The 18,467-nt window shown below is 64.8% G+C and carries 12 protein-coding genes; 7 read left to right on the top strand and 5 right to left on the bottom strand.

Features of this window, described 5'->3' with window-relative positions; translation table 11 throughout:
* Nucleotides 1–2,442: 2,442 nt before the first annotated feature.
* The 5 genes from trxA to ACJJV6_RS07810 all read right to left on the bottom strand — a co-directional run bounded on the left by trxA (nt 2,443) and on the right by ACJJV6_RS07810 (nt 8,605).
* The gene (gene trxA, locus ACJJV6_RS07830; RefSeq protein WP_009357103.1) at nt 2,443–2,769 is read right to left on the bottom strand and encodes a thioredoxin; all 327 of its coding nucleotides are present in this window, start codon (nt 2,767–2,769) and stop codon (nt 2,443–2,445) included.
* A gap of 36 nt (nt 2,770–2,805) precedes the next feature.
* Nucleotides 2,806–3,762, bottom strand: a complete 957-nt coding sequence (trxB, locus tag ACJJV6_RS07825; RefSeq protein WP_407710266.1) for a thioredoxin-disulfide reductase — start codon at nt 3,760–3,762, stop codon at nt 2,806–2,808.
* Nucleotides 3,763–4,080: 318 nt separating this feature from the next.
* On the bottom strand, nt 4,081–5,670 hold the full coding sequence (locus ACJJV6_RS07820) for an ABC transporter substrate-binding protein (RefSeq protein ID WP_407710265.1): 1,590 nt from the start codon (nt 5,668–5,670) through the stop codon (nt 4,081–4,083).
* A gap of 166 nt (nt 5,671–5,836) precedes the next feature.
* A complete protein-coding gene (murJ, locus tag ACJJV6_RS07815; protein WP_407710264.1) occupies nt 5,837–8,011 on the bottom strand; it encodes a murein biosynthesis integral membrane protein MurJ in 2,175 nt (724 codons plus the stop codon).
* Between the two features lie 93 nt (nt 8,012–8,104).
* Nucleotides 8,105–8,605, bottom strand: coding sequence for an NUDIX hydrolase (locus ACJJV6_RS07810; protein WP_009357101.1), 501 nt, complete (start codon nt 8,603–8,605; stop codon nt 8,105–8,107).
* Nucleotides 8,606–8,812: 207 nt separating this feature from the next.
* Between ACJJV6_RS07810 and ACJJV6_RS07805 the strand changes: the two genes are divergently transcribed.
* From ACJJV6_RS07805 to ACJJV6_RS07775, 7 genes are all read left to right on the top strand, one after another.
* Nucleotides 8,813–10,321: a CCA tRNA nucleotidyltransferase gene (locus tag ACJJV6_RS07805; RefSeq protein ID WP_407710263.1), complete on the top strand. Its 1,509-nt coding sequence runs from the start codon at nt 8,813–8,815 to the stop codon at nt 10,319–10,321.
* Nucleotides 10,318–10,902, top strand: coding sequence for a histidine phosphatase family protein (locus ACJJV6_RS07800; protein WP_009357099.1), 585 nt, complete (start codon nt 10,318–10,320; stop codon nt 10,900–10,902). Before ACJJV6_RS07805 ends, ACJJV6_RS07800 begins: the two co-directional genes overlap by 4 nt.
* A 587-nt stretch (nt 10,903–11,489) precedes the next feature.
* Nucleotides 11,490–11,624 carry a hypothetical protein gene (locus ACJJV6_RS07795; RefSeq protein WP_009357098.1) on the top strand — a complete coding sequence of 45 codons (135 nt, stop codon included), beginning with the start codon at nt 11,490–11,492 and terminating at the stop codon, nt 11,622–11,624.
* Between the two features lie 63 nt (nt 11,625–11,687).
* Nucleotides 11,688–13,148 (top strand): glycosyltransferase family 87 protein, encoded by a 1,461-nt coding sequence (locus tag ACJJV6_RS07790; protein ID WP_407710262.1) that lies wholly within the window; start codon nt 11,688–11,690, stop codon nt 13,146–13,148.
* Complete coding sequence (locus tag ACJJV6_RS07785; RefSeq protein ID WP_407710261.1) at nt 13,141–14,598, top strand: phytoene desaturase family protein; 1,458 nt, start codon at nt 13,141–13,143, stop codon at nt 14,596–14,598. Before ACJJV6_RS07790 ends, ACJJV6_RS07785 begins: the two co-directional genes overlap by 8 nt.
* A gap of 61 nt (nt 14,599–14,659) precedes the next feature.
* The gene (locus tag ACJJV6_RS07780; protein WP_407710260.1) at nt 14,660–16,648 is read left to right on the top strand and encodes a penicillin-binding transpeptidase domain-containing protein; all 1,989 of its coding nucleotides are present in this window, start codon (nt 14,660–14,662) and stop codon (nt 16,646–16,648) included.
* Between the two features lie 90 nt (nt 16,649–16,738).
* A complete protein-coding gene (locus ACJJV6_RS07775) occupies nt 16,739–18,421 on the top strand; it encodes an ABC-F family ATP-binding cassette domain-containing protein (RefSeq protein ID WP_407710259.1) in 1,683 nt (560 codons plus the stop codon).
* Nucleotides 18,422–18,467 lie beyond the last annotated feature (46 nt).

The following is an 18,467-nucleotide window of genomic DNA, read 5'->3' as shown; positions in this document are numbered from 1 at the left end:
GCTGACCAAGAGGTCTGCTTCGAGTGGCCGGGCGCGGACCTTCCGGATGCCGGAGCCGGGCCAACAACAGGAGCGTCTGCCGCGCCAAATGATGGTTTCCAGCTCATCCACACCCCGCGGATCGGGTTCGGACATCAGTGGATATCCCTGTGGATAACGTGGTGGATAACTCGTAGTCATCCTGTTCAGTCCGTCCGAGGACGACGAGCCCAACCGAGCACATGACCGTACCCTCGCAAGCTCGAAGGAGCGTCGTTGGCAAGGGACACGGCTAGCTCTTGTTTCACGTGAAACCGGGCACCCTCACGGATGGCTAGGAATCGCTGCCTTTTAGTCTTTGAAAGCACGAACCGGGTTGATTTCCCTGGCCAGTTAGCTAGGTTTTCGCGTACGACCGATACCATTGCGGGTCGGCGCGACCATCCGAAGACGCCTGAACGCTCCCCGACTCCTTTGTCCTGCCAGGAGACCGCCTAGCAATGCCCACGAGAAGCTGTCTCCGGTCTTGAGCTGCCTGTGGATAACTGTGTGCATAAGATCACTAGTGACCTGTGGAAAACTTGTGAATAGCGGTGGGCGCTAGCGGCCCAGATTTGGTCCGAGAGCTGACGCTTCAACCCCTGCAACCGGCGCCTCTGCTGCTGAGATCCGCTTGTGCCCTGGTAAGCTGCCGTCGGACCGATCATGCCTGGCCCTCCCACCCATTGCGATGAAGCCAGTGTTGAACGAAGCGGCTCCCACTGGGCGACGCGCCCCGCAGACGAATTTTGATGTGTCGGTCTCCGGATTCGTGATGCTTCCACCGTACCTCCGCGATGTTTTGGATAGCCGCTCTGGGTACGCCCGCGATTGCCGTTGCCGCGATATCCCATCGACGCCACGCGTCAAGAGCGTAGTGACCTAGCACCAGGGGCTACCGCGATGCCCTGAGCCTGAACATTCGACTCGGATCCTAAAGGAAAAGGAGGATGCCACCTTAACGACTGCGTTCCGGCTGCCGGTGATTCCGGCGGCCAGCTAGTGAACCTTGCGTTCTCCTTTCCGTCTCTTCCGTTCAGCTCTTTTTTCACGCGGACCGTGACAGCTTCACGCTCCTACTGTTTCACGTGAAACAAGGCAGCGGGCGTGGTGATTTTGCAGCTTCGGATCGCAACGGGAACGGTCCCGGCGGATTGGAAGCCAGGACCGGACGACCTGCGGACCTGCCAGGCCGGCTCAGACTGTGCAGCCCATGAGCGGCTATTGACACGCCGCCATACGGGTAACGCCAGAAGAAGAGCCGATGCAACGTGGTGGCCGTATCGGTACGCCAAGAAGCCTGATTCGCGATATAGGATTCGGAGGTCCGGGTGAGTTACAAGTCAGGTCGAGGACAGGCTTGCGGTCAGGCTCAGGATTAGGCCGCGGTCCAGTTCCAGTCGGGCGATCTGGCCCTCGCTATGCCACTTCTAACTCACCCCTGGTTAGACGTTTTGCGGCACAAGATCCTGCTTGCTTCGGCAACGGCAGCGGAACTGACAGAATTGCACCTAGCAACGCACTTCCCCTTGCTGCAGTGAGTCCTATGTCGCTGCAGCGGGTCTTATGTTGGGAGCTGGGATGCGTCTCTTCGTGTAGGAAGTCGAATCAGTCTTGCGAGATTTGGGCGTAGGCTGCTTAGTTCTTCGCCCGGGCCATACCCGGGTACATGAGCACTTCTGTTTGCTGCCGGCCACAACATCTTGCATCCAGTGGCAGATTGCCGTTGGGAGTTCGGTGGACGTAGCACCCCAATTCGAACTATGAGCACATCAGTACAGTGCGCGCCGCTTGTCTGGGGTATATCGCTGCGAGTACGTGGGTCTGGTTGTGATCACGGTGAGCTGTGCCAGTAACCAAGCACTTATGCTTTCATCCAAGGGAAGCAGGCGTCTGATTACTTCAACTCAAATTTGTGAGGGTCCATGGTGCTGTGGCTCTGCCGCAATGGCGCAGCTTGTTGGGGTGCGTGGGCCAGTGATGTTTCACGTGAAACGCCGATCAAGCAGCGCCGGGCTATGTCGGGAGCCCAACGCCGTGGGCATCGGTGGTCTTGCTTGTGCTCTGCCCCAGCTACTTCCCAATTGTGCCGGTGAGCAGACATCTACGTACCTCGGCGGTAAACACCGTGGACAACTCTCTGTCATCGGAAGGTCTACGGCGCCAACCAAGCAACCCCCAAGGGCTCCGCGAACCACAAGTGCATGTTCCACGTGAAACATGGCCTGACCCTCGTGCCGATCAGCACTGTTGCATTGTCGGGTAATGGGGCAAGTACTTGTAGGGTTTCACGTGAAACGTGACTCACCCCTCCCCGTGCGGCTTGTTGCACGAGCGCGGGCGTTACAAGCCAGGCAAAAAAGTGGCCACCACCCGAAGGCGGTGACCACTTCGACGTTCTCGATGAAGAGCCCGGAAGAGCGTTTACGACAGGACGTCCGCGAATTCCTTCTCGAAGAACTGCTTCGGCTTTGCACCGATAACCGTGCTCTTCACTTCTCCACCCTGGAACAGGTAGACGGCGGGAATCGAGGTGATGCCATACTCCGCAGCAATGGAGGGGTTGTCATCGACATTCACCTTGACGACATCAACCTTCTCGCTGTACTCAACGGAGATTTCGTCGAGGATCGGACCGAGCTTGCGGCAAGGGCCGCACCATTCAGCCCAGAAATCGACAATTACCGGCTTTTCAGAGGACAGGACGTCCGTTCCAAAACTTGCGTCAGTTACGTCTTTTGCGTTGCTCATTGCGTTCTCTTTCTCCTCGGTTCGTAGGTTGCTGACTTATGCGGGCAGGTTGGCCAGGTAGTGTTCCACATCGATGGCAGCCACACATCCGGAACCGGAAGCCGTGATGGCCTGGCGGTAGGTGGGGTCGATGACGTCCCCTGCAGCGAAAACGCCGGGGATGCTGGTTTTGGAGCTCCTCCCCTGCACGGCGATGGTTCCTTCGGGCGTCAGATCGAGGACATCCTTGATCAGGTCGGTCCGGGGGTCGTTGCCGATGGCCACGAACACACCGGTCACGGCAAGATGCGACTCCGTGCCATCGAGGGTGCTCTTCAACGTCAGGCCGGTGACTTTGTCTTCGCCAAGGACGTCCTCCACGGTGCTGTTCCAGATGAAGTTGATCTTCTCGTGGGCCAGCGCGCGGTCTGCCATGATCTTGGATGCCTTCAGAGAATCGCGGCGGTGTACTACCGTGACTGATTTTGCAAACTTGGTGAGGAACAGGGCCTCCTCCATCGCGGAGTCGCCGCCACCGATGACGGCAATGTCCTGGTCCTTGAAAAAGAAACCATCGCAGGTTGCACACCAGCTGACACCATGCCCGGAGAGCCGCTTCTCGTTGGGAAGGCCCAACTCGCGGTACGCGGACCCGGTGGAAAGGATGATTGCCCTCGCCTGGAAGGTCTCCCCCGTCGCAATGGTCACCGTCTTCACGGGGCCCTGGAGATCCAGTGCCGTGACATCCTCGAACTGGATCTCAGTGCCGAAGCGTGCGGCCTGTTTCTCGAAATTCTCCATGAGGTCCGGACCCATGATGCCGTCGGGGAAACCCGGGTAGTTCTCAACGTCGGTGGTGTTCATCAGTTCACCGCCTGCGGTCACAGAGCCGGCGAGCAGCAGCGGCTTCAGGTTGGCACGGGCCGTGTAGACGGCGGCTGTGTAGCCGGCCGGTCCGGAGCCGACAATGATGACATCACGCACTTCGGACGCGGTGTTTTCTGCGATGGTCACTGAACGGTGAACCTCTTCCTTACTTGACGCGCCCCGCTGTGGAGGCCGGCCACATGGCACAACTGCTACTGGATGCTGAATATTCCGGCGCTGGATTTGGGATGACAGCCGGCGAACGGCAAAGTGCGGCCCCCTCCAGGCGCTCGTTCCAGATTACCGCCCCGCCAGAGCCAAGGACGACGGGAAGGCACGCCGTCGAATCCTGGATGACGCGATGCGTCGCCCCGGCCGGGCACCACTACCGGCGCGGATAGAGGAACGGCCCTCCCCCGAAGGGAAGGGCCGTGTACCTGAGGACCGCAGACGTCCAATAAGCCGCTACTGGACCTTGATCTCCGCCAGGCGCAAACCGTAACCATAGCGGGTCTTTGGCGCGGCCAGCTTGGGAAGGGAGTTGATCGAAACGATGACGTACTGTGCCTGGGCAGGTTCTGCCAGCGGCATGTTGAGGTCCGTGGAAGTGAAGCTGCTGGTCCCCACTGCACGCGCCCCGTCCAGCGATGGGCGGTCGTTGGTGTAGACCGTGATGTTGCCCCCGGAGCCACCGAGTTGGGACAGGGTGATGGAGGAGACCGCAGCGGGCTTCTCGAGTTTGACCACGAGCGGTACGCCCTGGGCTGCCAGGCCGCCCCAGTTTTCGGTGGCGAATTCCATGTCTGACCAGTAGCTGGCTGCGTTCCCGTCGTAGGCCTTCACCAGGTCACCGTCGAAGGTCGCGGCAAAGTCGAAATTGCCCTGGCGCGAAACGCTTTCGATGGCCGGCGGTGCGGCAGGCGGAGCGGAGCTGGGTGCCTGGGTTGCCGCGGCTGATCCTTCGGGAGCACTGGTGGGGGCCACCGGTGCGGGGTTGTTTGCCTGCGGCTGGGAGAAGAGGCTGCCCAAACCGGTCAGCGCCCACACGAGGCCGGCAATGAGGACGACGGCCAGCAGCCCGCCCACGAGCCAGCGCATGGAGCGCGGTTCGCGTTCAGGCTCGTCGCGGTCGCCGTCGTAATCCCCCGGGTCGGCGAAGGAGACGCCGGCAGCAGCGGGTGCCGCGGCCCGGGCGAACATGGCGGGCTTCTTGTTGACCGGCTGGGGTTCATCGTACGGCTCTGAGTCAGCGTGGTACTGCTCCTGCTCGTCCGCCTGGGCGTAATCGTCGTCGGACCACAACGACACTTTGGGCTTGCCGGAACCGGTATCCCCGATCGCATTGCCAGGGGCGGTGGCGGGAGCTGGAGCCGATCCGCTGGATACATCCTGCACCGGCTGGGCGGCGGTGGCGTCCGGATCAGCGTGGCTCGTTGCTGCTTTGCCGGTAGCGGACCCCGCAGCAGCGGCGGCACCGCCAGCAGCCCCCGCGGCAGCAGCACCGCCGATTATCGAAGCTCCGCTCCGGCCGCTTCCGGGTGCCGCAGCGGGACGCGCGGGAGGCTTGGGCGGCACAACAGGTGCGGTCCGGTAGGGGTCCACCTGGCTTTGGTGCGTGTCGCCGTAATTGATATATCCGGCGTCGACGTGGTCTTCCTCGTCGTAGGGCTCAGGCTCACGGGAGCGGGGCTGGCCGAAGATCTCGCTGCCCAGCGTGTCAGTGAAGAAAGGCTCCACGTAGGGCGGGTTCGAGGCGACCACAAGGTCCAGCAGGTCAGCGGCGGAGGTGTGGTTGGTAATAAGGTAGGTGGCGGCATCGCTCACGCCGAGGTCCAGGACCTGGACGGTACCAGGCCGCTCACCCGTGGCCACTTCGCGGGCGCTTTGCGCAACCTGCTCCGTGTTCTGCGGACCGGCAACCAGGATGCTGACCGGCCGGTTCAGGACCTGGTCCACACCGTCCAGCACCAGATCGTGGTCGTGCGAGGCCAATACCGTGGCTGTGACCTTGTAGCGGCCGCCCAGTACTGATCCGACATCGATCGGGTTGGACACGTGTTCCTCCTAGACTGTCCGGGGTTGCCGGCATGGATGATGCAACCCCCGTTCAAGGACCCGCCGAGTGGCTTGCCCCCGAATGCAACTCCCCCTGTACCTTTCCGATCCTAGCGGATTGCGTCCGGCACGCCGCGGACTATGGCCGTCGGGAGCGGCCGGGAGCCTACTTTTTACGCCGCCGCCGCTGCTTGAAATAGGGGTTCTCGCCGGCCTTCCCCTGGAAGGTGCGGCGCCCGGGGAGCGGAATCTGCTCGCGGAGCAGGCCTCCCCGTGCGGTGCCGGGCTGGTCCTCGCCGGGCAGGTACCCGCCGTCGGACTTTTCCTGGGGGCCGCCGTCATGTGAATTCGCACCGCCCGCCGTCCGCTCCGGCTCCGGGCCGGCACGGAAGGACACCGCGTCAAATTCGCCGGAGATCCTGGGGATCAGGCCGGTATCCACGGAGGTGGTGGCACGCTCGGGGCGGTGCATGCGGGCCTCCGCCGAGGCACCTTCCACCGATGGGGTCCCTTCCGGGGCGGACGACGGCGGCGCCCCGCCTTCCGCGGCAGGAGCAGCGGGGCCCCCACGGCCCAGGCGGCCAAGCAGCGGCCGGAGCAGGTCACGCAGTTCCGCAACCCGGAACAGCTTCAGCAGGAAGAAGTAGGCCACCAGCATGACGGGGCCCACCACCACCACCGTGATCAATGCAGTCAGGCGGTTCTGCCAGGCGAAGCCATCGGGGCTGTAGCTGCCCATCAGCCAGAGGGCCCCGGCACCGGCGATTGCTGAACCCAGGGCGGCGTAACCCATCCGGATGTAGGAGTTGGCAATCCGCGGACCGTCCAGGTGTCCCAGGAGCCGGCGCAGGAAGTAGGCGCTGATGACCACGGAGAGGATGTTTCCCACCATATAAAGGACGGCGATGGCGTAGATGATCTGGTTTACCGGCAGGAACTGGATGGCGAAGGCACCCGCCACGTAGACCACCGCCAGCAGCAGCTGGATGTAGAACGGCGTGCGCGCATCCTCGTTGGCGTAGAACACCCGGGACATCATGAAGTTCGCGCTCATGAAGGGAGTGCTCAGGGCGAGGATGGTGAGCGTCTGGGCCAGCATCACGCCGTCCTGGCGCGAGCCTCCGGAGAAGAACATGCCGAGCGGTCCGGCCAGCGCGAACAGTGCCAGCGCGCCGAACACGGTGGCGACGGCCATGGTGCGAAGCCCGTGGGACAGCGCATCGCGCAGTTCGTCCCGGTTGCCGTCCTGGGACGCGCGGGTCATCCTGTTGAACAGCACCGTGGCGAGGGACAGCGCAATGATGGAGTGCGGCAGCAGGTACAGCTGGCTGGCGACCTCGAGGACGGCGTTTCCGGGCAGCATGGCGGCTGCCGGGTCGCCCGCCTCCTGCAGCCGGAGGCGTTCGGCACCGGGAATGGTGGCGATACGCATGACGTAAAGGAACGCGAGCTGCCCGACGGCGGCCGTCAGGAGCGTCCATACGCTCAGCCTGGCTGCCTGGCCGAGTCCGACGCCCCGCCAGCCGAAGCGCGGCCGCAGGCCGAGCCGGAGCCGGAAGACCGGGATCAGGAGGATGGCCGTCTGGGAGACGACGCCGATGGTGGAGAACCCTGCCACAAAGAGCGTCTGCGTATCGCCCCAGTTGTCCAGGCTGTGGGGATTGGCCTCGTTGGTGCCGAAGATCCAGATGAACATCCCCAGCCCGGCGATGGCCACGATGTTGTTGAGGATGGGCGCCCACATGGCCGGCCCGAACGCGCCGTTGGCGTTGAGGACCTGGGTGAGGAGGGCATACAGGCCATAGAAGAAGATCTGCGGCAGGCACCAGAAAGCGAACGTGACTGCCAGCGCCTTTTGCTGCGGTGAATAGCCCTGGGTGGTCAGGTCGATGACCCACGGGGCGGCCAGCGTGACCATGGCGGTCAGGCCCAGCAGGAGCAGGACAGCAAGCGTCAGCAGCCTGCTGATGTAGTCGGCTCCCCTGTCCGGCGCTTTGCTGGCCTTGATGATCTGCGGCACCAGGACCGCGTTGAACACGCCGCCGGCCACCAGCAGGAAGATCAGGTTGGGAAGGTTGTTGGCATTGATGAACGTGTCGTTGACCGTGGAGCCAAGCCCCAGGGCAGTGCCGAGCATCCAGGTCTTGCCAAATCCCAGGAAACGCGAAACCAAGGTCCCGGCGGCCATGATGGCACTGGACCGGGTTTCGCTGGCACCCGCCGCAACCTGCGGGGCATCCGGACCGGCAAGGTCCGGCCCGCCCGCTTCCGGGGGCACGCCGTCGGGAACCGCATCGCCGCGGCGGCCGGCGTTATCGGATGGAGAGTTGGTAGCTGACATCGAGTTCATCGTCTCACCCGCAGGGGCTTATCGCCGCAACGCCCGGACGCCAGCGCGGCAGGCACACTGCGGCGGACGGGAGGCCGGGGCACCCTATAAGTGTCCGGGCAGGACCTCACGGGCGAGGTCGGCAATGCGCCGCTCATTGGGGAAGGAGAGTTTCCGGGCCAGTTCCTGGATGGGCACCCACGCCACGTCCACGGCCTCCTGGTCGGGATCGTTTTCGATGGTCAGTTCGCCGCCCGTGGCGCGCAGGAGGTAGTGGTGCACAGTCTTGTGGACGCGGTGGCCGCTGACGGTGAACCAGTAGTCAATGCTGCCCAGCGGGGCCAGGATGCTGCCCTCAATGCCGGTCTCTTCGGCGATTTCCCGGACCGCCGCCTCTTCATTGTTTTCCTTGCCCTCCGGATGGCCCTTGGGCAGGCACCACTCCAGGCGTCCGCCCCTGTTAAGGCGGGCGATAATCGCAACCCGCAACTCGGCGTCGGACGTGTCCACCACCACGCCGCCGGCCGAGACTTCCTCCACCGTGGGCAGCGAGGCCGGCGCCGAATGCGGGGCAGGGGCAACATGCGCACCGATTGCCGATGGCAATGGTGCGTTCGTCCTCCTGCCTGGAGCGCTCGGTACTGGATGGGCCATGGAGTCCACTCTAACGACTGTTGCCCGTTCGTGATGACCGGAACATGACAACAACATGGACGGCATATGACGCAGTTTCATGCCGGCAGGTGGAATCCTCCGGATCTTGACAGTATTTTGGCCTGCCGGGCCGCCGGTTTCTGCCAAGCTTAAGTAACTATGGCGCACGTACATCACAAGACTGAATCTCACACCGTCGACTTCAAGGTGGACCCGGTGGTCCTGGAGCTGGGTCAGCGCTTTGTGGACGCCGGGCATGAACTGTCGCTCGTGGGCGGCCCGGTGCGGGACCTGTTCCTGGGGCGGACCTCCCCCGACCTTGATTTCACCACGGACGCCACGCCGGACCAGACGGTAGCCCTGATCAAGAAGTGGGCGGATAACTTCTGGGACATCGGCCGCGCCTTCGGAACCATCGGCATGCGCAAGGACGGGTTCCAGATCGAGATCACCACCTACCGGGCCGAAGCCTACGATCCGCAGTCCCGCAAGCCTGTGGTGGCCTTCGGGTCGTCGCTGACCGATGACCTGCTCCGCCGGGATTTCACCATTAACGCCATGGCCCTGAAATTGCCCTCCCTCGAGCTGGTGGACCCGTTCGGGGGCGTGCGGGACCTCCACGCTTCAGTTCTGGCCACGCCCGGTGCGCCCGAGCTGTCCTTCTCCGACGACCCGCTGCGGATGATGCGGGCCGCCAGGTTCGCCGCGCAGCTGGGGGTGGCAGTGCACGACGACGTCCGCGAGGCCATGACCCGGATGGCGGAGCGCATCACCATCATTTCGGCCGAGCGGGTCCGCGACGAGCTGGTCAAGCTCATCTGCGGCGCCCGCCCCCGCGTGGGGGTGGACCTGCTGGTGGATACCGGCCTGGCCGAATACGTGCTCCCGGAAGTCTCGGCCCTGCGCCTTGAATCCGACGAGCACCACCGGCACAAGGACGTGTACCAGCACTCCCTCCAGGTGCTGGAGCAGGCAGCGGAGCTGGAAACGGACGCGGACGGCCCTGTCCCCGGCCCCGACTTCGTGCTGCGCTTCGCGGCGTTGATGCACGACGTCGGCAAGCCGGCTACGCGGCGCTTCGAACCGGGCGGCGCGGTCAGCTTCCGCCATCACGACATGGTGGGTGCCAAGCTCACCACCAAGCGCATGAAGACCCTCCGCTTCGACAAGGACACCACCAAGGCTGTTGCCCGGCTGGTGGAGCTGCACATGCGCTTCTACGGCTACGGTGACGCCGGCTGGTCGGATTCAGCCGTCCGCCGGTACGTCACCGACGCCGGGCCGCTGCTGGAGCGCCTGCACCGGCTGACGCGGTCCGACGTGACCACCCGGAACCAGCGCAAGGCCGAGCGGCTCGCTTTCGCCTATGACGACCTTGAAGGACGCATTGTCGCCCTGAAGGAACAGGAGTCCCTGGATGCCGTGCGGCCGGACCTGGACGGGGCCCGGATCATGGCGGTGCTCGGCCTCAAGCCCGGGCCCGTCGTGGGCAGGGCCTACAAGTTCCTGCTCAACGAGCGGATGGAACACGGACCCCTTCCAGCGGAGGAAGCTGAGGCCCGGCTGCTCCGCTGGTGGGCCGGGCAGCCGGAATCGGCACCTGCTGCAGCGGATCCCGCAGGGTCTCCCGCCGTCGTCGAACCTTCCCCCTCCGAGGAGACCAAGTGACATATCCCGCCCTTGCCCCACGCCCCCAGCTCTGGATCCTGCGCCACGGCGAGACCGAATGGTCCAAGAGCGGCCAGTACACCGGGCTGACGGACCTACCGCTCACGGTAGAAGGTGAACAGCAGGCCGTGGAGGCCCGGAAGGTGCTCGACGCAGTGGACTTCGACCTGGTGCTCACCTCGCCCCTGCGGCGGGCCCGGCGCACAGCCGAACTTGCGGGTTTTCCCGACGCACAGCATGAGCCGCTGGCCGTGGAATGGAACTACGGCGACTACGAGGGCATCAGCTCCGACCTGATCCGCAAGGACAACCCCGACTACCTCATCTGGACCCACGGTGTTCCCAACGGCGAGACGCTCGACGAAGTGGCGGCAAGGGCCGACAAGATCATTGGGCGGATCCTGGAATCGGGGATGGACAATGTGCTCATTGTGGCGCACGGACACTTTTCCCGGATCCTGACTGCCCGCTGGCTCGAATTGCCGCCTACCGAGGGCCGGCATTTCATTCTTGGAACGGCCAAAGTCTGCACCTTGGGCTGGGACAAGAAGACCCCCGCAATTGTGCGCTGGGGCCTCTAACAATCCCTCGTTGAAATTTCTTTTTGCAGTTTTCCCGAATTAGGTAGTCAACCACGGATTAGTGGTGTACTTTTATTCCTGTCCCCAAGGCAATCTGCCAGGGGTCAGCGCCCCGGCTGCACGCTTTCATTGCGGCAAACAGGAGAAAAGGAGGTTGGGAGAAATGATGACTTTGACTGGCGGACGGAAGACCACCATCAATGCCGCCCCGGCCTCGGCGCATAATGCGCACCTGTCCTGGGGCTTTCCGGGCTGCTAACGCCTGGCCGCTCGGCCGTCTGCTGATTACCGGCGGCGGCTGACCGGCAGTACATTCCGGGGAACCAGAAGCTCCCGCTCCATGTGGCGGCTTAGGCTTCCCGTATTCTGCAGCCCATGCCGGCCCGCTAGCCGTTGCATGACCTAGTCCTGCCTGCGGCGCGCGGCATTCCCCGCACTTATTGACGCCTGGAATACCCAATCTATACCCGGGGTATTTCCTGCATTAATTATTGCTGCAATTTTCCCATTACTTACCGGTTAATTTGCTGCGCCCTTTTTTCGGGCTGCCTTTTGACCGGCATTCCTTTAATAGGAGGTGAAAAACCATGGTCCGGAAGATCCGTGAACTGCTGTTTCCTCTGCGACTGTCCGGCAGGAAGCAGTTCAACAGGGACCTGCTGGAACAGCAGAGGGAAGACGTCTTCGTCCTGATGCACCAGCAAATGGGCGGCCTCCGCTGAGCACGCCGTGGGCCTGTGGTGTGGGGCGCCCCAGACCACAGGCACACCGGTAAGCTCGATTGCATGGAGGAAAGCCAGCCTGCGGGGAACCGGGCACGGTCGCGGCTGGTGGTTCCCAGCCGCAGCGACGTCCTGTTGCGGAATTTCACCGAGGTAGCCGGCGGTCCCATGGGGCGCAGATCCGAGCCGGGCGTGGTTTCTCCGGGTCCTTTCACCGTGGAGCGGGTCCTGGTACTCCTGGCCGTTCTCGCAGCCTTGGCAGGAGTCCTGCTTAAGGGGTACTGCCGCGCCAACGGCTGGGAGCCGCCCACACACTTCTATGCCACCTGCTATTCGGACTTCCCCGAGCTGTTCCGGAGCCGCGGCCTGGCGGACGGCGCCTTCCCCATCCTGGGCGGGCAGTTCGAATATCCGGTACTCATAGCCTTGGTGGCGGGGCTAACCGCCTGGCTGGTGCCCGGCACTGGCGCCTCCGAAGGACGCGTCCTGGCGTATTTCGACATCAACGCCGTTTTGCTGGCCGCGGCGGCTGTGGTCACGGTCCTGGCAACAGCGCGGATATCGGCCCGCCGGCCCTGGGACGCCGCGATGGTGGCGCTCGCGCCGGGGATCATCCTCGCGGGAACCATCAACTGGGACCTCTGGACAGTGTGCCTGGTGGCGGTGGGAATGTACTTTTTCGCGTCGCAGCGGCTGGTGCCTGCCGGCATCCTTTTCGGACTCGCCACCGCCACCAACCTCTATCCCCTGCTGGTCCTTGCTGCCATCCTGCTGCTGGCCCTGCGGACGGGCCAATACCGTCCCCTGCTGGTGACCGGCGCAGCCGCGGCCGTGACCTGGACTGCAGTGAACCTGCCGTTCGCAGCGGCCAACTTCAGCGGCTGGTCCTACTATTTCCGGTTCAGCGCTGACCGCGATGCCGGTTACAGCTCCCCATGGTTTGCTTACAACCTGCTCGCCGGCAGGCTGCGCTGGCCGGGCCTGAGTCCGGCGGCTGTCGACCTTCTTGCACCGACATTCCTTGCGCTGCTGTGCGCCGGGATCGCCTTTGTTGCGCTGACGGCACCCCGCCGCCCACGCCTGGCCCAGCTGGCCTTCCTGCTGGTGGCAGCGTTTATCCTCACCAACAAGGCCTACTCCCCGCAATTTGTGCTGTGGCTGATCCCGCTGCTCGCGCTTGCCCGGCCACGGTGGCGGGACTTCCTGGTGTGGCAGGGCATTGAAGGCCTCCACTGGGGCGCGGTGTGGATGTACCTTGGTCAGGTGACCAGCGCAGGCTCCTCCCAGCACAACCTGGACATGCCGTATTACGTCCTGGCAGTGGCCGCCCACATGGTGGCCGTGGCGTACCTGATGGTGAGGATCACCTGGGATATCTACGACCCCACTTACGACCCCATCCGGCGCCACCACGTTGATGACCCCCATGGCGGGCCGTTTTCCGGCGCGCCGGACCGCTTCCGCCTCAGCCTGCGCCGCGCGGAACATCCCATTCTTCCTGGAAAGGACCCCACGCATGCCTGACGTAGTGGTAGTCGGTGCCGGCCCCAACGGCCTGGCCGCAGCAGCAGTCATGGCCCGGGCCGGACTGTCCGTGGAGGTCTTCGAGGCCGCGTCCTCCATTGGCGGCGGGACGCGGACCTCCGAACTGATGCAGCCCGGGCACTTCCATGATGTGTGCTCGGCGGTGCATCCCATGGCGCTGGCCTCACCGTTCTTCCGTTCTTTTGAGCTGGCCCGCCGGGTGGAGCTGGTCAGCCCGGACATTTCCTACGGTTCGCCGCTGGACGGCGGACGCGCAGCCCTCGCGTACCGGTCCCTGGACCGCACAGCAGCGGAGCTCGGCAGGGACGGTGCAGCATACCGCCGGCTGATGGCGCCTTTGGTCAGGAACATCGACGGCGTCATGGACTTCACGCAAAACCAGCTGTACCGGATTCCCCGGGACCCGCTCGCGGCGGTCATGTTTGGCCTGCGCACCCTGGAACAGGGGACACCGGCATGGAACGCCAGGTTCCGGGAGGAGTACGCACCCGCCCTCCTCAGCGGGGTGGCGTCCCATGCCATCACCCACCAGCCGTCCCTGGCCGGAGCCGGCGCTGGCCTCATGCTCAGCGCCCTGGGCCATGCCCAGGGATGGCCCGTCCCGATCGGCGGTTCCGCCGCCATCGCAGCGGCCCTTGCCGGGGACCTCACCGCCCATGGGGGTGTCATCCACACCGGCGCACCCGTGGACAGGCTGACGGACCTGCCCAAGGCACGCGCCGTCCTGCTGAATGTGTCTCCGCGTGGCCTGCTGAAGATGGCCGGGGATGCCGTGCCGGCCCGCTACCGCTCCTCCCTGGAGTCATTCCGGTACGGCAATGGCTCCTGCAAGGTGGACTTCATCCTGTCCGGACCTGTCCCCTGGCAGGCGCCTGGACTGGCCGACGCCGGCACCGTCCACCTGGGCGGCACCCGGGAGGAGCTGGCCCGGTCTGAGAATGACGTCAACGCAGGCAGGCATCCGGAGAAACCCTACGTCCTGGTTGCCCAGCCGTCCCGGTTCGATCCGGGCAGGGCGCCGGCGGGCCGCCACACCCTGTGGACTTACTGCCATGTCCCCACCAATTCAACGAGGGACATGACGGAAGCCGTCACCGCCCAGCTGGAACGCTTTGCACCCGGGTTCCGCGACCTCGTGGTGCAGTCGAAGGCAGTTACCGCCGCCGGGCTCGCCGAGTACAACCGCAACTACATCGGCGGCGACTTCAGCGTGGGCACGATGGACCTGCGGGGCCTGTTGCGCCGGCCGGTGGTGTCACGCGTTCCGTGGCGCACTCCCCTGCCGGGCGTCTACCTGTGTTCATCCGCCACACCGCCAGGCCCCGGCGTCACGGGAATGCCCGGCCTGCATGCGGCGACACATGCCTTGCAGGATGTTTTCCGGCTGCCGGTACCCGCGTTGGGACTGAATACTGCCGGCGGCAACTGACCCGCCGGGGCGGTCCGTCATGCAGGCAAAACCGGCGGCAAAAGCAGGGGATAATGGCGCGATGGGGAAAAAATCGATATTTGCTGTTGCTGTTGCCGCGCTCATCCTGGGAACGTCACTGGTTGCCTGCGATGACGGCCGCAGCGGAGCGGAAGCCGCAGCTGCGGAGCTTGCCATCGCCGTTTCCGGCCTGGACATCAGTTCCGTGGAGTTCGACGGCAAGGATGCTGCTGCCGCCAACGACCAGCTCAAGTCCGTCTTCGCGGCCCTCGATCCCCAAAAGCCTTCCGTTGCCGCCGGCGAGCTCACCCTTGATGGGGACAACGCCTCCGCGCCGCTGAACTACACGTGGACGTTCGGCGAGGCGGAATGGAAATATACGGTCTCGGCCAGGTTCAAGAAGTCCGGCGACAAATGGCTGACCGTATGGGACCCCGCCACGTTGGTGCCTGGCCTGGCTGATTCAGAGGTCCTGAGCAAGGGCGCCCAGTCGCCGCCGCGTGCGGATATCCTCGGCGCCGGGGACGTCCCCCTGGTCACCTATCGCCCCGTGGTCAACGTCGGCATCGACAAGCCCCAGCTCGGTTCCGCCGATCCTGCTGATTCGGCCGGCAAGCTCGCCGCCCTGGTGGGCGTCGATCCCGCGGTGTATGCGGAACAGGTCAAGGCCTCGGGCGCCGAAGCTTTCGTTCCGGCGATCACGCTGCGGGAAGAGGGCCGCACCATCACCAACGAACAGATCGCCGCCATTCCCGGTGCCCGCGCCATCCCCGCCACCATGCCCCTGGCCCCCACCCGGTCTTTTGCCCGCGCCGTACTCGGTTCCGTGGGTGAGGCCACGGCGGAACAGATCGAAGAATCCGAAGGGGCCCTCGCTGCCGGCGACCTGACCGGCATCGGCGGGCTGCAGCAGCAGTACGACGAACAGCTCCGCGGGTCTGACGCCGTCGTCATCCGTGCCCAGCGGGCCGACCTGACCCGGGAACAGATCCAGTCCTCGGCAACGGACCCCCGGCGGGTCCTGTTCGAGGTGGAACCGACGTCCGGCACACCGCTGAAGACCACGCTGGACCCCCGGCTGCAGACGCTTGCCGAAGACACCCTGGCGAAGGTGGGACCTGCCTCCGCCATCGTCGCCCTCCGGCCCTCGACAGGTGCCGTCCTGGCTGTCGCATCCGGTCCGGGCAGCAACGGCTACAACACCGCCATGCTGGGCCAGTACGCGCCGGGGTCGATCTTCAAGATGGTCGATTCCCTGGCAATGTTCCGCAACGGCCTGACGCCCGAATCCAAGGTTGAGTGCACTCCCACGCTCACGGTGGATGGCCGGACCTTCAAGAATGCGGAGGGGTATCCGGAGGGTTCCCTGGGCTCGGTCACCCTCCGGGACGCCTTTGCGCACTCCTGCAACACGGCATTCATTGCCGCCCGGGACAAAGTCTCGCAGGGCCAGCTCGAGTCTGTCGCCATGGCCATGGGACTGGCCGTGGAGGCCCCCACCCTTGGAGCGGAAGCCTTCCTGGGATCTGTCCCGGGTGAGGCGTCGGGGACCGAACATGCCGCGTCCATGATCGGCCAGGGCAAGATCCTGCTGTCACCCCTGGCTGCCGCCATGATGGCGGGATCCGTGGCCAAGGGCGCACCCGTGGCGCCGCAGCTCGTCCTGAATCCCGACGGCGGCGAAGCGGCTGCCGGGACCACCAGCGGTTCCACTGCCCCCGCCGCCCAGCCCTCGGCCACGGCAACGGCGGAAGCCCCTGCTCCAGCTTCCGGGCAGCCGATCACCGCGGAGGAGGCCGCGTCCTTGGCGGACATGATGCGTGCCGTCGTCACCAGCGGGCACGCCGGGTTCCTGTCCTCGGTTCCGGGAGCTCCGGTCGGCGCCAAGACAGGCACCGCCGAGTTCGGCAATGATGTACCGCCGAAGACCCACGCCTGGATCGTGGCCGTGCACGGCGACCTTGCCGTGGCCGTCTTCGTGGAGGACGGCGGGCTGGGCGCAACCACCTCGGGGCCGCTGCTCAAGGAATTCCTGACTGCCGCCGGCTAGAATTTTTGTCCACGTATGGCGGCTTCCAAGCCCGTCAGGCCGCCATATCCGGGCAAAAACTCATGGGTGGGGCGTGGGAAGATGGACTGCGTGGCCCATATTGACGTTTCCGGCATCGACTATTTCCTCTCCGACGGCACCCAGCTGCTGAATGGGGTCACCTTCAAGGTTCCGGACGGCACCAAGACTGCGCTGATCGGACCCAACGGGACGGGCAAGACCACGCTGTTCCGGATTATCGCCGGAGACCTCACCCCTGATGAGGGCGTCATCGGACGGTCCGGAAGCATGGGCATCATGCGCCAGTTCGTGGGACAGGTCCGGGACGGATCCACCGTGCGCGACCTGCTGGTTTCCGCCGCCCCGCCGGCGCTGGCTGCCGCCGCCCGCGAGGTGGACGAGGCCGAACTGGCCATGATGGAGCACGACGACGAGCCCACCCAGATGCGGTACGCCCAGGCCATCGTCGATTGGGGCGATGCCGGCGGATACGACGTGGAGACCGTCTGGGATGAGGTCTGCATGGCCGCGCTGGGACTCCCCTTTGACCGCGCCCAGCACCGCCCGGCGTCGAGCCTTTCCGGCGGTGAGCAGAAGCGGCTGGTCCTCGAAGCGCTGTTCGCCGGACCGGATGAGCTGCTGCTTTTGGACGAACCCGACAACTACCTCGATGTGCCCGGCAAACGCTGGCTCGAGGAGAAGCTCAACGAGTCCAGGAAAACGGTCTTCTTCATCAGCCACGACCGTGAACTGCTGAACAATGCCGCGGGGCGGATCGTGACGCTGGAGCCCGGCATCAACGGGGCTGCGGCATGGATCCACGGCGGCGGATTCGGCTCCTACGTGGAAGCGCGGGCAGACCGGAACGCACGGTTCGAGGAACTCCGCAAACGCTGGGACGAGGAGCATATCAAGCTCAAGGAACTCGTCAACATGTACAAGAACAAGGCAGCCTTCCGCTCCGATATGGCCAACCGGTACCACGCAGCCCAGACCCGGCTGGCCAAGTTCCTCGAGGCCGGGCCGCCGGAGGCGCTGCCCATTGAGCAGAACGTGCAGATGCGGCTCAAGGGCGGCCGCACGGCCAAGCGCGCCATTGTTGCGGAGCAGCTGGAACTGACCGGGCTGATGAAGCCGTTTTCCACGGAGGTCTGGTTCGGTGACCGGGTTGGGGTCCTGGGCTCCAACGGGTCCGGCAAGTCGCACTTCCTGCGGCTGCTTGCGACCGGTGGCACGGACCCGGAGCGGGAGCACCTGCCCGTATCCGACGTGGACATAGCGGAGGTGCCGCACGAAGGGACCGTCAAACTTGGGGCCCGCATCCGCCCCGGCTTCTTCGCGCAGACCCATGTGCGGCCCGACCTTCTGGGCAAGACGCTGCTGGACATCCTGCACCGTGGGGACGAGCACCGCTCGGGGCTGGGCCGCGAAGCCGCAGCCGGTGCCTTGGACGGCTACGGCCTGGCCGGACAGTCGGAGCAGAAGTACGAGTCGCTCTCCGGCGGGCAGCAGGCACGGTTCCAGATCCTGCTGCTCCAGCTCAGCGGTGCCACCCTGCTGCTGCTTGACGAGCCCACGGACAACCTTGACCTGCATTCGGCTGAAGCGCTGGAACGGGCCATCGACCACTTTGAGGGCACCGTCCTGGCCGTGACGCACGACCGCTGGTTCGCACGGACCTTCGACCGGTTCCTCGTGTTCGGCTCCGACGGCAAGGTGTATGAATCGGCCGAGCCCGTCTGGGACGAAAAGCGGGTCGAGCGCGCCCGCTGACGGCAAGCGATGATCACAACGATGATCAGTTGCTCAAGAATTGCTA

The sequence above is a fragment of the Arthrobacter nitrophenolicus genome (genome assembly GCF_045833485.1).
In the GTDB taxonomy this organism is placed as follows: Bacteria; Actinomycetota; Actinomycetes; order Actinomycetales; family Micrococcaceae; genus Arthrobacter; species Arthrobacter nitrophenolicus.
This window is presented reverse-complemented; position numbering and strand designations above follow the sequence as displayed.

Excerpts from the sequence above, each read along its gene's own strand:
- trxA (WP_009357103.1), bottom strand. The coding sequence starts at position 2,769 with ATGAGCAACGCAAAAGACGTAACTGACGCAAGTTTTGGAACGGACGTC.
- murJ (WP_407710264.1), bottom strand. The coding sequence starts at position 8,011 with ATGTCAGCTACCAACTCTCCATCCGATAACGCCGGCCGCCGCGGCGAT.
- ACJJV6_RS07805 (WP_407710263.1), top strand. The coding sequence starts at position 8,813 with ATGGCGCACGTACATCACAAGACTGAATCTCACACCGTCGACTTCAAG.
- ACJJV6_RS07795 (WP_009357098.1), top strand. The coding sequence starts at position 11,490 with ATGGTCCGGAAGATCCGTGAACTGCTGTTTCCTCTGCGACTGTCCGGC.
- ACJJV6_RS07790 (WP_407710262.1), top strand. The coding sequence starts at position 11,688 with ATGGAGGAAAGCCAGCCTGCGGGGAACCGGGCACGGTCGCGGCTGGTG.
- ACJJV6_RS07785 (WP_407710261.1), top strand. The coding sequence starts at position 13,141 with ATGCCTGACGTAGTGGTAGTCGGTGCCGGCCCCAACGGCCTGGCCGCA.
- ACJJV6_RS07780 (WP_407710260.1), top strand. The coding sequence starts at position 14,660 with ATGGGGAAAAAATCGATATTTGCTGTTGCTGTTGCCGCGCTCATCCTG.